Genomic DNA, 15071 nt, shown 5'->3' on the forward strand with positions numbered 1-15071 from the left:
CAGTGTAGCGCCGCAGTGATCATGGCGCCCAAGCAATTGTGCGCCTTTTTTTAGTGGGTTATACGAGTGAATGAATATGTTAGTGTCTAATGTTAATTATGCTGTCTCGGGTTACGCCGAGGCGAGCAGTGGCCTGAGTGCTTCAGGATTATCCAATGAGATTATGCCCGCCAGTCCCGCCGAACAACTAAATAGTCTAGTAGGTGAGTTGGAACGTTTATTAGGGTTGTTATCTTCGCGATTTGAAGCAAAGAGCAAAGTAAGTCCGTCACCTGCGCCGGCTGTCAATAATCTGCCTTATAATCGCGAAGTAACCCCCGGCGAGTTTATAAGAGGAACAGCGGCGAATACAGGCGTCAAGCCCGATGATATATTCAAAGACTTTTATCAGATGACGGAAGGTAATTGCGTGACGATATCCGCCATTAAAGCCGCCATGATGAAATTCGGCCACAACCCTCACGGTATTTACAAGTCCATACACGCCACCGACGCCGGTTACCATATTGTCATGCGTGATGGATGCAAGCTGGATATCACCCATGATGAGTTGGAAGAGGCCAAGGCCGGTGCGGACTTCGGCGCCGACCGGCCCAACGACGTATTGGTCAATGCGCAGTTCTTATATGCGGTCAGTGCCAAGCGGGCGTATCACGAAAATAACGACGGGATTGGCAAGCAGAGCTTCGCCGCAGCCATGCGCAGTTTGAATGACGGTGAGTATCCGGGGCAGGCGCTGCGTCGCCTGGGCCTCAAGGACTTCGTTGCACCCGCCAGTCTTGAAGACTTCCTGAGTGGCGCCATCGGTACGGTTGATAACGGCGTCCATTCGATGGCCGTCGTCGATGGCTTTCTGGATGTTTACGGATTCAAGCAGCCCATGCGTGACCGTGGCTGGAGCAGCCATCGCGCGATTGGCCTGAAGCTGCTCTAGCGTGCAGTTGCAAGGCTTGGCGGCTGATCCCACGCGCCGCCCAGCGCGGTATACAGGTTCACCTGCGCCACCAGTTGCGCCAGGCGATCGACAATCAGCGCCTGCTGTGAATTGAACAACGCGCGCTGCGCATCCAGAAAGGTCAGGTTGCTGTCGACGCCGCTGCGGTAGCGGTGCTGGGCCAGGTCATAGTAGCGCTGGTTGGCGGCGACGAAAGCCTGTTGCGCGTCCAGTTGGTCGTTGAAGGTCTGGCGCGCCGCGAGGCCGTCGGCGACTTCCTGGAAAGCGGTCTGGATGGACTTTTCGTACTGCGCCACCGTGATGTCCTTTTGCAGCCGGGCGTAATCCAGGCTAGCGCGCAGGCTGCCGGCGTTGAAGATCGGCAGGTTGATTTGCGGCTGGAACGTCCAGGTGCCCGCACCGCCCTTGAACAAACCCGAGAGTTGCGTGCTGGTGCTGCCGGCGTTGGCCGTCAGGGTGATCGACGGAAAGAACGCCGCCCTGGCCGCGCCGATATTGGCGTTGGCCGCCTGCAACTGGTATTCGGCCTGGAGAATATCCGGGCGCCGTTGCAGCAGGTCTGAAGGCAGCCCCGCAGGCACGCGGGCCACCAGGTCGTCGGACAGCGCGCGCGCGGGCAGGTTGGCATCCACCGGGCCGCCTACCAGCAAGGTGAGGTTGTTGAGGTCCTGGGCTACCTGGCGTTCGTAGCGGGCCACGCTGGCGCGGGTGCTTTCCACCGCCGTGCGCGCCTGTACCACGTCCAGCGCCGAAGCCTTGCCGGCGGTTTTACTGCGGCTGGTCAATTGCCAGCTGCGGTCATTGGCCGCCAGGGTTTGCTCGGCCAGGGCCAGCAGCTCCTGGTCGGCACGCCAGGTCAGGTAGGCATTGGCGACGTTGGTCACCAAACTCAACTGTGCGCTGCGCCGGGCTTGTTCGGTACCCAGATAAGTCAGCAGGGCCTGTTCGCTGAGGCTGCGCACGCGGCCGAACAGGTCGAGTTCATAGGCACTCAGGCCCAGGGTGGCGGAATAGTTGGAGGTGATCGCCGACTGGCCGGTGCCGGTCACACCCTCCGGCAACTTCTGACGCTTGCCGGCCCCCGTGGCGGACACCGCCGGAAACAGGTCGGCGCGCTGGATGCGGTACTGCGCCTGGAACGCCTGTACATTCAGCGCGGCCACCCGCAGGTCGCGGTTGTTGACCAATGCCGCATCGATCAACGGGGGCAGCGCCGGGTCGTGGAACAGCTGGCGCCAGTCCACGGCCTCGGGCAATGTGCCGGCCTGCGCCTGGCGATACACCCCGTCCTGGGGATAGTAGGCCGGCACGGGCGCGTCGGGTCGCTGATACTCGGGGATCAGCGAACATCCGCCAAGCATCCAGGCCACGCCAACGGCGGCAAGGGTCAGTTTGTGCATCAGGCGCCCACCATCCATTTGGCCAGCCCGTGTCGGCCACTCACGCCGAGCTTGGCGGCGGCGCGCTTGAGGTAGGTTTCAATCGAGCTGTTTTTCACACTGAGTTTTTCCGCGATCTGCGGCACGGTGCCACCGGTCAACAGGCCCAGGCAGACTTCCTGCTCGCGGGCCGACAGGGTGATGTCGCTCAGCGCCAAACGCTTGTAGAACTCACGCTGCAAGTGCGACTGCTCCAGCCCGTTGTGCCCGGGCTCCGCCTCGACGTGCGGCGCCTGGCGCAGGATCTGCACGTGGCGCTCCATCAACGGCAGCAAGGTCTCGGACAGGCATTTGAGAAACGACAGTTCCGCCAGGGAAAACCCGCGCTCGGCAGGTGGGCGGTAGAGCGAAATCACACAGCGTCGATGACCCTGGCGCGAGACCAGGTGGCACTGGTGCGAACTGCCGCGCCGGTGCGCGCTGTTGGCCTTGGCTTTCATCTGGATCAGCAGTGGGTCCTGCATGCGTAGCATCTGTCGCAGCAAGGGGTGGTCGTCCAGCGCGTGCAGTATCTGGGGCGCGGGCAGGTCGTCGTTCAGGCCGGCACTGCCCAGCAGTTGGATATCCAGCACGCTGTCACGCAGCTCATCGAGGCTCCACTCGCTTAAGTCCACCAGATGAATCGGTATCCATTTGTCCACCAGATGCAGCATGTTGGCGGCAAAATTTTCCTGGCCGCTGCTGGAAATAAGCTCGCCCATTTGGGCGTAAAACTGTGGGCTTTCGGTGTCGGTAATACTTGGGGTCAGACTCATAGCCATCTCATCCTTGATGTCGAAAACCGTCAACGGATGCCCTGGGTCTGTTCGGGGCGCTCCGTACTGCTTGAACGTAACTCGGCGTTCGAGATTTCATTTAGCCATAGCGATTTGTCCTACGTATGTAGCGGAAACGAGGGACACAAGCTGCCATAAAATTCGCGTCATTAATTCGTCGCTTCCTATAGCAAACTTGGCCTACGAGCCGGAAGAGCGAGACTTTAAAGTTAATTAACTGTTTGATAGTTAAAGAAAATATACTAATTAAAAAATATTTTTCAAATTAAACGTCGGGCAGATATAGCCAATGTCCTACAGGGCTTTCATCGTTTCAGCAGTGAACCCTCAGCCCAGCCCACTCTATCCGTTTGGATGTCCGGGTTTCGGGTGTCAGACGCCGTTGCCCGACCATGCTCAAATCCGGCCAATTCGTGGTAATGGGCGACCCTGCGCGGCCAGTGCCTGACCCCCATGAGAAGGACCTTATGACGCAACTTTCCAGCCCGCCGGCCAGTTTCCCCCTCACCGCCGCGCAACAGGACATCTGGCTCGACCAACTGCGCGCGGGCGACTCGCCGTTGTACAACATTGGCGGCTACGTCGATCTGGCCGGCGCCATCGCACCTGAATGGATCCAGCGTGCGGTCGAGCTGCTGGTGGCCCGGCACGACGCGTTGCGCACCCAACTGCACAGCGACGCCGACGGCTTGCCCCGGCAAACCTTCGCCGCCGCATGGACGGTGGACGTGGCGCAATACGACTTCTGCGGCTTGGCCGACCCCGAGGCCGCCGCCCAGTCCCTGATCCAGGCGCAAATGGCCCGGCCCTACGCCATGAGCGGCGAACCGTTATTTCGCTTTTTGCTGATCAAGCTCGACGACGACCATTACCGCCTTGGCACCCAGGCCCATCACCTGATTCTCGACGGCTGGGGGTTCGGCCAGATGCTGCAATCCCTCGCCCAGCTGTACACCGCCGTGCAGCACGGCCGGCAGCCGGAAGGGGTAGCAGCGTCTTATATCGACTTCATCGACACCGACCAGCGCTATCGGCAGTCGGCCCGCTACGCCCGCGATCGCGACTATTGGTTGGACAAATACCCGGTGCTGCCCGAGCCGCTGCTCACGCCACGGCACACCGCCAAGGCCGCGAGCAGCACCTGCGTGCAACCCTTCCCGACGGCGCTGCTCAAGCGCATGGAACATGTGGCCCACCGTTACCAGGCGTCGGCGTTCCATGTGTTGCTGGCGGCGCTGTACGTGTATTTCACCCGTACCGGCCAACGCGATGATTGGGTGGTGGGCCTGCCGATTCTCAACCGTTCCAACGCGCGCTTTCGCGCCACGGTCGGCTTGTTCGTCCAGGTCAGCGCCGTGCGGTTGCAGTTCAGCGAAGCCTTGAGCTTCGCTGAACTGGTGCGCGGGGTGCGTGACCAGCTCAAGCAGGACATGCGCCACCAGCGTTTCCCCCTCAGTGAGATGAACCGCGAGCTGGGCCTGCGGCGTACGGATCGCGGGCAATTGTTCGACCTGTCGGTGTCGTTCGAGCAGGACGACCACGACCTGCGCTATGGCCAGGTGCAGGCCCGTGCGGTCAAGGTGTCCAACCACCATGAGCCGCTGCCGCTGGCGATCCACTTGCGCAGCAACCGGTACCAGGACACCGCGTGCCTGCATTGCGTGTATAACGAGGCCTACTTTGAACAGGCTGACGTAGAGGCGTTGGCGCAGCGCCTCACCGGGTTGCTGGAGCAGGGCCTGGCGGACACGACGCTGAGGGTGGGCGAGTTTGCGTTGCTGACGCCACAGGACCAGGCCCGCTTGCAGCAATGGAATGCCACCGGGCAAGCCAGCACCACGCCGCAGACCCTGCATGGGCGTATCGAGGCTCAAGTCGAGCGCACGCCGCAGGCTGTCGCGGCGGTGTATCAGGGGCGGCAGCTGACTTATGCGCAACTCAACCGGCAGGCCAATGCGCTGGCCCATCAACTGTTGGCCCACGGCGTGCAGCCGGATGACCGCGTCGCGGTGCTGGCGCGACGCGGCCTGGAGACTCTGGCCGGGTTGTTGGCGGTGCTCAAGGCCGGCGCCTGCTATGTGCCGATAGACCCGGCCCATCCCGCCGAGCGCTTGAATTATCTGCTGCACGACAGCGCGCCCGTGGCGGTACTGACCCAGCGCGACCTGCTGCATCGCCTGCCGGCCCTGGATGTGCCGGTGCTTGAACTGGACGCTTGCAGCGACCGCGATGCCGCCAGCAACCCCCAGGTCGCGGTGATGCCGTCCCACCTTGCCTATGTGATTTACACCTCCGGCTCCACCGGCTTGCCCAAGGGTGTGATGGTCGAGCACCACAGCGTATCCAACCTGGTGGACTGGCATTGCCGGGCCTTCGACCTGCATGCGGGCAGCCATACCGCCAGTGTCGCCGGGTTTGGTTTCGATGCGATGGCCTGGGAAGTCTGGCCGGCGCTGTGCGTCGGCGCGACCCTGCATCTACCGCCCGCCCACGACGGCGCGGAAGATATCGATGCGCTGCTAACGTGGTGGCGCGCCCAGCCACTGGACGTGTGTTTCCTGCCCACACCGGTGGCCGAATACGCCTTCAGCCAGAACCTGGCGCACCCCACCTTGCGCACCCTGCTGATCGGCGGCGACCGCCTGCGCGGGTTCAACCGCGCGCAAACCTTCGAGGTCATCAATAATTACGGCCCTACCGAAGCCAGCGTGGTCGCCACCTCCGGGCGCGTTGTCGCCGGCCAGCCGCTGCACATCGGCGCGCCCATCGCCAATGCCTTTGTCTACCTGCTGGACGCGCAGCAACGGCCGGTGCCGATTGGCGTCGTGGGGGATTTGTATGTCGGTGGTCAGGGTGTGGCGCGGGGCTACTTCAATCGCCACGAATTGACTGCCGAACGTTTTCTCGATGACCCGTTCAACGGCGGCCGAATGTACCGCAGCGGTGACCTGGCGCGCTGGCTGCCGGACGGCAACCTTGAATACCTGGGGCGCAATGACGACCAAGTGAAGATTCGCGGTGTGCGTATCGAATTGGGGGAAATCGAAGCGGCGCTGGCGACGCACCCCTCGATCAAGACCGCCGTGGTGGAATATCGCGAAGGGCAATTGCTGGCCTGGTTCATTGCGCATCACCCGGTGGACATCGAAGCGCTTCGCGGGCATCTGCAAGCCTCGCTGCCCGATTACATGCTGCCGGCCGCCTACGTCCGCCTCGAGGCCTTGCCCCTGACCGCCAATGGCAAGCTCGACCGCCGGGCGCTGCCGGCGCCGACTCAGGCAGCCTTTGTCACCCGCCGCTATGAGGCACCCAACGCAGGTGTCGAAACCACCCTGGCGCAGATCTGGACCGAATTGCTGCAGGTGCAACAGGTCGGCCGGCACGACCACTTCTTCGAACTGGGCGGGCACTCGCTGCTGGCGGTGCAACTGGTGCAACGCATGCGCGAAGCCGGCCTGCAGGCCGACGTGCGGGTGTTGTTCGGCCAGCCGACCCTGGCCGCGCTGGCGGCGGCCAGTGTCGGCAGCGCAGTGGCGGTGCCGGCCAATCGCATCTCGGCCGGTTGCACGCGGATTACGCCGGACATGCTTGCCCTGGCCGACCTCGCCCCATCCAGCCTGGACCGCATCATCGCCGACATCCCCGGTGGCGCCGGCAATGTGCAGGAGATCTACCCGCTGGCGCCGTTGCAGGAAGGCCTGCTCTATCACCACATCACCGACGAGCGCGATCCCTACCAGCAGCAGGCGATGTTCAGCTTCGCGCACCGCGAGCAGTTGGACGCGTTTGCCCAGGCGCTGCAACAGGTGATCGACCGCCATGACATCCTGCGCACCAGCCTGGTGTGGGAGGCCCTTGAACAGCCGATGCAGGTGGTGTGGCGGCACGCGCTGTTGCCGCTTGAACCGCTGCGTGAACCCGCCCAGCCGCTGGACCTGCGCCGTGCGCCGCTGATGGCCCTGGACTACGCCGAAGAGCCGCACCACCAGCGCTGGGTGGCCAGGTTGCGCTTCCATCATTTGGTCAACGACGCCACCTCGACCACCGTGCTGGTGGACGAAATCCGTGCCCATCTGCTCGGTCAACAGGCGCAGTTGCCGGTGCCGGTGCCGTATCGCAACGTGGTCGCGCAGACCCGTTCAGCGCAGCGGCAGGCGGCCCACGAGGCGTTCTTTCGCGAGCGCCTGGCGGACGTGGATGAACCGACCCTGGCCTTCGGCTTGCGGGAGCGCCAGGCGGACCGGGATGAAATCGAGGAGTTCGTGCAGACGCTCGACGCGTCACTCAACCAACGGTTACGTGCCCAGGCCCGGGCTGTTGGGGTCAGCGCCGCCAGCCTGTTTCACCTGGCGTGGGCGCAGGTGCTCAGCCGCGTGGCCAGCCGTGAGGACGTGGTGTTCGGCACGGTGTTGCTCGGTCGCCTGCAAGCGGGCGAGGGCGCGGATCGCGCCCTGGGCATGTTCATCAACACCTTGCCGCTGCGCGTGCGCCTGGCCGGGCAAAGCGTGATGGACGCATTGACCGACACCCACCAGCAACTGAGCGCCTTGCTCGTGCATGAGCAAGCCTCGCTGGCCCTGGCCCAGCGCTGCAGCAGCGTCGCGCCGCTGTTCAACAGCCTGCTCAACTACCGTCACACCAGCGCCGAGCCGACGTTGAACCTGGTGCCGGGCATCGCCTTGATCAGCAGCGAGGACATTCTCAGTTATCCGCTGATGCTCACGGTGGACGACATTGCCAGCGGCTTTCGGCTCAAGGCCAAGGCGCCACGCACCGTGGGGGCCGAGCGCGTGCTGGGTTACCTCGGCACGGCGCTCAACGGTCTGGTCGAGGCGTTGGAACAGGCGCCGGCCACCCCGGTGCGCGATGTGCAGGTGCTGCCCTCCGGTGAGTTGCAAAAACTGCTGGTGGACTTCAACGCCACCGCCACCGCCTATCCCGACACCCTCACCGTGCAGGCGCTGTTCGAGGCCCAGGCGCGGCAACTGCCGGATGCGGTTGCAGTGCAGGCAGGCGCGCAGCAACTGACCTATCGCGAACTCAACCAGCGCGCCAATCAGTTGGCCTTCCACCTGCGCGAACAGGGTGTAACGCCGGATTCGCGGGTGGCGCTGTGCGTCGAGCGCGGGCTGGACCTGGTGGTGGGTTTGCTGGGGATTCTCAAGGCCGGTGGCGCCTATGTGCCGTTGGACCCAGGCTACCCCCGCGAACGCCTGGCCTACATGCTGCAAGACAGCCAACCGGTGGCGCTGCTGCTCCAGGCCGCGACCCGTGATTGTGTGCAGGATGTGGCGGTGCCGGTGATTGATTTCGACCACTGCACCTGGCACCAGGCACCGGCCGACAACCCGGTGGTGCCGGGTTTGACGGTCGACCACCTGGCCTATGTGATGTACACCTCCGGCTCCACCGGTACTCCCAAGGGCGTGATGATCGAGCATCGCGGCCTGGGCAACCTGATGCATTGGGGCGCCCGGTTGTGTCCGCAGGCACCCGGCGGCGCCTTGCTGCAACGCGCGCCGTTCAGCTTCGACGGCTCGGTGTGGGAGCTGTTCTGGCCGCTGACCCAGGGCATGCGCCTGGTGCTGGCGCGGCCCGACGGGCATCGCGAGCCGGCGTACCTGGCCCAGGTGATCCGCGAGCAGCACATCAGCGTGATCAAGTTCGTGCCGGCGATGTTGCAGCAGTTTCTTGAACTGGAAGAATCGGCCCTGTGCACCCGCCTTACCGACATCCTGTGCGGCGGTGGCGAGCTGACCGAAGCCTTGGCGCGCGGGGTGCGGGCGCGCTTGCCCGGCGTGCGCTTGCATAACGTGTATGGGCCCACCGAAGCCACGGTGGACAGCAGCGCCTGGACCCTGGAGCCGGGCGCGCCGGTGCCCGCGCTGCAACTGCCGATCGGCCGGGCGATCAACAACACCCGCCTGTATGTGCTGGATGAACATGACAGACCGGTGCCGATGGGCATCAGCGGGCAACTGCACATCGGCGGCGTGGGTGTCGCCCGTGGCTACCTGGGCCTGCCCCGGATGACCGCCGAACGCTTTATCGACAGCCCCTTCGTTGCCGGCGACCGGCTGTATCGCACCGGCGACCTGGTGCGCTACTTGCCTGACGGCAACCTGGAATTCCTCGGGCGCAATGACTTCCAGGTCAAACTGCGCGGCGTGCGCCTGGAGCTGGGCGAAATCGAAGCGCGCCTGGCCGCTCATCCCGCCTTGCGTGAAGTGGCGGTGCTGATTCGCGACGAGCGCCTGGTGGCCTACTTCACCCTGCGCGAAAAGGCCCCCGGCCTGGACGCGTTGCGCGCCCATGTGCTGGAACAGCTACCCGAATACATGGTGCCGGCCGCCTTCGTGCAACTCGACAGCCTGCCGCTCAATCCTGCCGGCAAACTCGACCGCAAGGCCCTGCCTGAACCGGGCCTGGAGGCTGTGGTCAGCCGCGGCTATGAAGCCCCTCAGGGTGAGGTGGAAACCCTGATGGCGACGATCTGGGCGCAGGTGCTGAAACTGGAACGGGTAGGGCGGCACGACCACTTCTTTGAATTGGGCGGGCATTCCTTGCTGGCGGTCAACCTGGTGGCACGCTTGCGCAAGGCCGGGCTGGAGGTGGATGCGCGGACGCTGTTCAGCCAACCCACATTGGCGCAACTGGCGGCGCGAACAGTGACGCAAGTGCACCGCGCTGAAGTCCCCCAAACCGCCATCCCCCAACTCAACCGCCGCCGCCGTCTGTAGGAGCGAGCTTGCTCGCGAAAAACGTCAACGATAACGCGTGCTTTCTGAATGAACGCGGTGCCTGTGAGTTTTTCGCGAGCAAGAACTAGGCGTCCCCCTCGCTCCTACAAAAAAGCCTTGACTGACTGGCATTGGGGCTTTCCCCCTTCCACTCAATGCCCTTCGGGAATAAACGCCACACTCCCCCCCGACCGCTTCTGAAACAACCGCTCGCCATTATCCGGCTGCGTCGTGATCACCTGATGATCAACCCCCAGAAAGGCCAGTGGCGTCGGGTCTTCTTTGGAGTACTGCGCAATCACAATCGTGTGCTGCGGATCGAACCCCTGGCCGCTGGTTTTTTCCAGCCAGGCCATGAACGCGGCGCTGTCGCCCTGGCGCGGGAAGTCTTGGGTTTCGCTGACGTAGTAGAACGGCTTGCCGCCGTTCTGCAAGTACATCGGCACTTTGTTGTCCACTTCCACCAGCACCAGTTGCCATTGGTTCCAGGGCGCGCTTTTCACTGCCTGGGCTTTTACGTCTTCGGCAAAGCGGGTGACGCCGCCGTTGCCGGTGGTCCATGGGTAGATCACGCCGAGCACCAGCAGCATCAAGCCTGCGGCAATGCCGAAGCTTTTTTGCCAGCGCGGCCAACGGGCCGGTTGTTGATACAGGCGCTCACTCAGCCACCAGGCGCCGAGCAGTTGGGCAAAGGGCACCAGGGGCAGCACGTAGTAGCTGCGTCGGCTGCCGCTGGCGGTGAAGAACACAAACAGCAGGCCCAGGCCCCACACCAGCCAGCGCACGTTGGGCGGTGTATGGCGCCAGTGACGGAGGGCGAGCCACGCGCCGAGCATCCAGCACGGCGCCCATGGCAGGGTGTAGGCCGGCAGGTAGATCAGGTAGGTGTAGATCGGGCCCATATGGTCGAAGGGGTCGAAAAAGCGCACCACGTTTTCGCGAAACACCAGTTGCAGGCCGCTCTCGCCGTAGGTGGGGGCGCCGTAGAGATGGGACAGTACGAAAGGAATCGCGTAGAACGCGCCGGCGATCAGCAGCGCCAGGACCAGCCGGGGGTTGAGGTGGCGTTTGTAGCGGTGCTGGCTGAGCAGATGCGGCAGCAGCACCAGCCCCGGCAGTACGAACCCGATCAGGCCCTTGAACAGCGACGTTGCCGCCAGCAACAGGAAGAACACCGTATAGCGCCCCAACCGGGTGTCGTCCGGCCCGCGCCAATACCACCAGACTGCCGCCAGCACGCCGCACACGGTCAGCACATCGGCGGTGGCCACGCGGGCCCAGAACAGGAAGTAGAAGGTGGTGGCGAGCATCCAGCCGGCGATCAGCCCGGTGCCTTTGCGAAACAGCTGTTCGCCGATCAGGTACACCAGCCAGATGCTCAGCCAGGCCGCAATCACCGATGACAGGCGCAGTGACCACGGCCCCAGGCCGCCCATGAGGTTGGCCAAACCCGTGATCAGCCAATAGGAGGGCAGGGGTTTGTCGTAATAGGGGGCGCCCTTCAGATACGGATCGAAGTAGTCGCCGCTTTGCAGCATCTGCAGGGCGATGTTCGCCCAGCGCGTTTCCGGCCCCCACAGGTCGCGACTGCCCAGGCCCAGCAACAGGAGCAAGGCCGAGACGCCGAGCAATAACGCGAGGGCGCCGCGTTCGGTTTTACACACGCGCATGGGCTGTTCCTGTCAGGGCGATCAAGGTTGTCGGGGGTAAATCGTCAGCACCAGGTTGCCCTTGCGGTAGCGCTTGCCACCGGGCGGCAGTTGGCCTTCCTCAAGGTGTTCGCTGGTGCTTTTGACGCGCATCAGCACGCCGACCGAACCCTGGGTGCGTGCTTCGCTCAACCAGGACTGAACGTTGTCCAGCGTGACTTTGCGCTGTTGCGCATCCAGGTAATCCAGGCCGTAGCGCAGTTCCCCCGCCGTGTTGTAGAACGCCACCTGCGGCCGGCGCAGGCGCCACGCCAGGGCCGACGCCGAGCCCAGTTCGTTGCTCAGCAGAGCATGGGTGTGTTGCAGTTCATCCAGATGCTCAAGCACGAACTGGTCGGGCATTTCGTTGTCCGCGATGATCTGCGGCATGCTCGCCGGCAACAGCGCCACCAGCAGGCCGATCCCCAGGGCCGGCATCGCCCATAACGTCAGCGGACGCATCGCTTGCAGCAGGTTGGTCAGGATCCAGCCGAGCAGCACGATAAACGCGAGAGACAGGCTGAACATTTCGGCGTGGCTGTTGCTGTAGATCGGGTTGGCGATCTGCAGGTAAATCAGCGTCACCATGGCCGCCATGCCGAGGCTGAAATTGAGTGCGCCGTTGATGAAGATCGCACGGGTCTCGTGCCGGTTGAGCAGGTCGATCAAGGCATGGCCCATCAGCAACGCCAGGGGTAGCAGGCACGGCATGATATAGGTCGGCAGCTTGCCGCTGCTCAGGCTGAAAAAGCCCAGGGGCAGCAGCAGCCACAGGGCGAGAAAGCCAATGGCGGGCTCGCGCCGGTGTTTCCAGGCCTTGCACAGGGTGGTGGGCAGCAGGGCGGACCAGGGCAGGCACGCCACCACCATGATCGGCAGGAAAAACCACCACGGCCGCGCATGCTGCGCCGTGTCCGAGGCGAAGCGGCGGATGTGTTCATGCCAGAAAAAGAAGCGCCAGTAATCCGGTTCGCGCACATCGATTGCCAGCGCCCACGGCAGGCAAACCAGCACCGCGACCAGGATTGCCAAAGGCCCGAAGCGCAGCAACTCGCCGACGCGGCGCTGCCAGATCAGGTAGGGCACGGCGATCAGCACCGGCAGCAGCCACGCCAGAAAGCCCTTGGTCAGAAAGCCTGCGCCGCAGGCCAGCCCCAGCAAGGCCCAGGCACCCAGGCGCGCGCGTGGCGTGGCGCTGTCGAGCGCAAACCAGAGGGCGACCAGGCTCAGGTTGACCCAGAAGGTGAATTGCGGATCGAGGTTGGAATACCCGGCTTGCCCGGCCACCAGGCCAAAGCTCATGTAGAGCAACGCACAGGCGAAGCTTTTACGCGGGTCGTTCCACAGGCGGCGTGCAATCAGGTAGGCCAGCAACACACTCAGCGCCGAGGTCAGGACAGAGGCGATACGCACGCCGAACAGGTTCTGGCCAAACACCGCCTGGCCCAGGGCAATCAGCCAATAACCCGCGGCCGGTTTTTCGAAATAACGCACCCCCATGAAGTGCGGTGCCACCCAGTTGCCGCTCATCAGCATTTCCTGACTGACCTGGGCGTAGCGGGTTTCATCCGGCGTCCACAAACCGTGCAAACCCAACGGCAGCACCAGGAAAATGACCAGGCCAAGCACCAGCACCGGCAAGGGCTTCAATCGGTTCATGAACACCTCGTTCCCTGACATTCAGTCACAGGCGCGAGGTTTAAATAGTTAAAGGCGTCGAGCATTAAGATAGTCACTGATTCATTAGAAAGTTAGGGCGTCCTGAACTAACAGGCGCACTTAAAATGCCTGACACGGGCTGTCGTTTTGCTGAACGCCCGACTCGGTAATATGTAAAAAAGTGTATTTAAAGTTGCTTCAGCGCGACCGCCCATTCCTGGCTTTTCATAGTGCCCAGGGCGTTGAGTTTGCCGTCGGGCAATACCTGCACGAACAGCGCGCTGCCGTACTCGGCGGCCTGCGCATGGGGGTAGCCGAGTGACTCCTGGAAGTCACTCATGCAGGCGCTGTGGGTGATCAGCATGAGGTTGCGATCCGCCTGTTTATGGCTGAGGATTTCTTCGCCCATGGCGTCCCCGCAGATGGCGAGGGGGCCGGGGGACAGCTCGGTCTTGCCGAACATGAACAACGACGTTTGCGCGGTGCGCGTAGTGGGGCTGCTGAGCACGTCGGTGCGTTCCATGCCCAGTGTTTCAAAGGCGATGCCCAGGTCGGCCGCGCGTTGCGTGCCATTGACCGTCAGGCCGTCGGCCGGCCCGTAGCAGGGGTTGTTCGAGCGATCACAGCGCTCTTCATGGCGCACCAGCACGATCAGGTCGCCGTTGCGCCAACTGGCCAGCACCCCGGAGGTGACCAGGCGGTTGCCGATGCCCAGATCCTGCGGTGACCTTGGCCAGAACAAAAAAACGTTCAATAGCAGGGCGAATACAATGATGCTCGCCACAGGCACCCGGAATTTTCTCAGGCGCTTTAACCTGGCCCTTCGGGGTTTGGTCAGGGTAATGTCTGCCACGCTGTTCACCCTTGGCACAAATGATTGTTTTGTTGTTAAAAGACAGGCGCAACTCATACGGCAGATGTCCCTGGTGGAGCAAAAGCCTGTCACAAGGCTGCTGTCTTTCAGCTGAACATGTGGGTATTAAGAAACACCGTTTGAGGCAACTTGAAAGTTGTCGGTTAATGCTGCCTGGGTGGGGAATTTAAAGTGTCCGGGGTGGGCAAGCGGTGAAATCAATGTGAAAAAATTGCGTGGGAACGCGCATCAGCCGTTATTCTCGTTTGCAGTCATTGATCCGAGTGTCCATATGTTGCAGGTAGAAGGTGTTGTTAAAAACTACGCCACCCCCCAGGGCCCGTTGACCGTCCTGGCGGGTGTCGACCTGCACCTGGGGGCGCGCAGCAGCCTGGCGCTGATGGGCGAGTCGGGCAGTGGCAAAAGCACGTTACTGCACCTGGTGGCCGGGCTCGACCGTGTGGATGGCGGCAGCATTCTGATCGGCGATCAGCGCCTCGATCGTCTCAACGAAGGGCAACTGGCCCAGTGGCGGCGTACCGAAATCGGCCTGGTGTTCCAGCAGTTCAACCTGATCGGCAGTTTGCGTGTGGAGGACAACCTGGCGTTCCAGGCGCGCCTGGCCGGGCGTTTCGATGCGCAGTGGCAGGCGCAACTGGTGGAGCGCCTGGGGCTGGGCGACTTGCTCAAGCGTTACCCGGAACAGCTCTCCGGCGGCCAGCAACAGCGGGTGGCGGTAGGGCGCGCCCTGGCGTCGCGCCCCGGCTTGCTGTTGGCCGATGAACCCACCGGCAATCTTGACGAAACCACCAGCGATGAGGTGCTGCAACTGCTGCTCGACCTGTTGCGCGACAGTCCCACCAGCCTGTTGATGGTCACCCACAGCCCGCGTCTGGCCGCACGCCTGGATCAGCAGGTGGTGCTGCACCACGGTCGCGTCGTACCGATGGAGCCGCGCTGA

The 15071-nt window shown here is 63.1% G+C and carries 8 protein-coding genes; 3 read left to right on the forward strand and 5 right to left on the reverse strand.

Features of this window, described 5'->3' with window-relative positions:
• Positions 1–70 precede the first annotated feature (70 nt).
• Positions 71–934, forward strand: coding sequence for a hypothetical protein (locus TU82_RS03005; RefSeq protein WP_231982760.1), 864 nt, complete (start codon positions 71–73; stop codon positions 932–934).
• On the opposite strand, the gene TU82_RS03010 is transcribed toward TU82_RS03005, so the two are convergent.
• Together TU82_RS03010 and TU82_RS03015 are read right to left on the reverse strand one after the other, a co-directional pair.
• Positions 931–2355: an efflux transporter outer membrane subunit gene (locus TU82_RS03010; RefSeq protein ID WP_057721629.1), complete on the reverse strand. Its 1425-nt coding sequence runs from the start codon at positions 2353–2355 to the stop codon at positions 931–933. The two genes, TU82_RS03005 and TU82_RS03010, sit on opposite strands and share 4 nt — an antisense overlap.
• Positions 2355–3149, reverse strand: a complete 795-nt coding sequence (locus TU82_RS03015; protein ID WP_057721630.1) for a helix-turn-helix transcriptional regulator — start codon at positions 3147–3149, stop codon at positions 2355–2357. Before TU82_RS03015 ends, TU82_RS03010 begins: the two co-directional genes overlap by 1 nt.
• Before the next feature lie 488 nt (positions 3150–3637).
• Between TU82_RS03015 and TU82_RS03020 the strand changes: the two genes are divergently transcribed.
• Positions 3638–9910, forward strand: a complete 6273-nt coding sequence (locus tag TU82_RS03020) for a non-ribosomal peptide synthetase (protein WP_057721631.1) — start codon at positions 3638–3640, stop codon at positions 9908–9910.
• Between the two features lie 152 nt (positions 9911–10062).
• On the opposite strand, the gene TU82_RS03025 is transcribed toward TU82_RS03020, so the two are convergent.
• The 3 genes from TU82_RS03025 to pmrG form a co-directional block, all read right to left on the reverse strand.
• A complete protein-coding gene (locus TU82_RS03025; protein WP_057721632.1) occupies positions 10063–11580 on the reverse strand; it encodes an ArnT family glycosyltransferase in 1518 nt (505 codons plus the stop codon).
• Between the two features lie 21 nt (positions 11581–11601).
• Positions 11602–13257, reverse strand: coding sequence for a lipid IV(A) 4-amino-4-deoxy-L-arabinosyltransferase (arnT, locus tag TU82_RS03030; protein ID WP_057721633.1), 1656 nt, complete (start codon positions 13255–13257; stop codon positions 11602–11604).
• A gap of 187 nt (positions 13258–13444) precedes the next feature.
• Positions 13445–14119, reverse strand: coding sequence for a lipopolysaccharide core heptose(II)-phosphate phosphatase PmrG (pmrG, locus tag TU82_RS03035; RefSeq protein WP_057721634.1), 675 nt, complete (start codon positions 14117–14119; stop codon positions 13445–13447).
• A 283-nt stretch (positions 14120–14402) separates the two neighbouring features.
• Here pmrG and TU82_RS03040 point away from each other — a divergent pair, with 283 nt between their 5' ends.
• Positions 14403–15071 (forward strand): ABC transporter ATP-binding protein, encoded by a 669-nt coding sequence (locus TU82_RS03040; RefSeq protein ID WP_057721635.1) that lies wholly within the window; start codon positions 14403–14405, stop codon positions 15069–15071.

The sequence above is a fragment of the Pseudomonas orientalis genome, from assembly GCF_001439815.1.
In the GTDB taxonomy this organism is placed as follows: Bacteria; Pseudomonadota; Gammaproteobacteria; order Pseudomonadales; family Pseudomonadaceae; genus Aquipseudomonas; species Aquipseudomonas orientalis.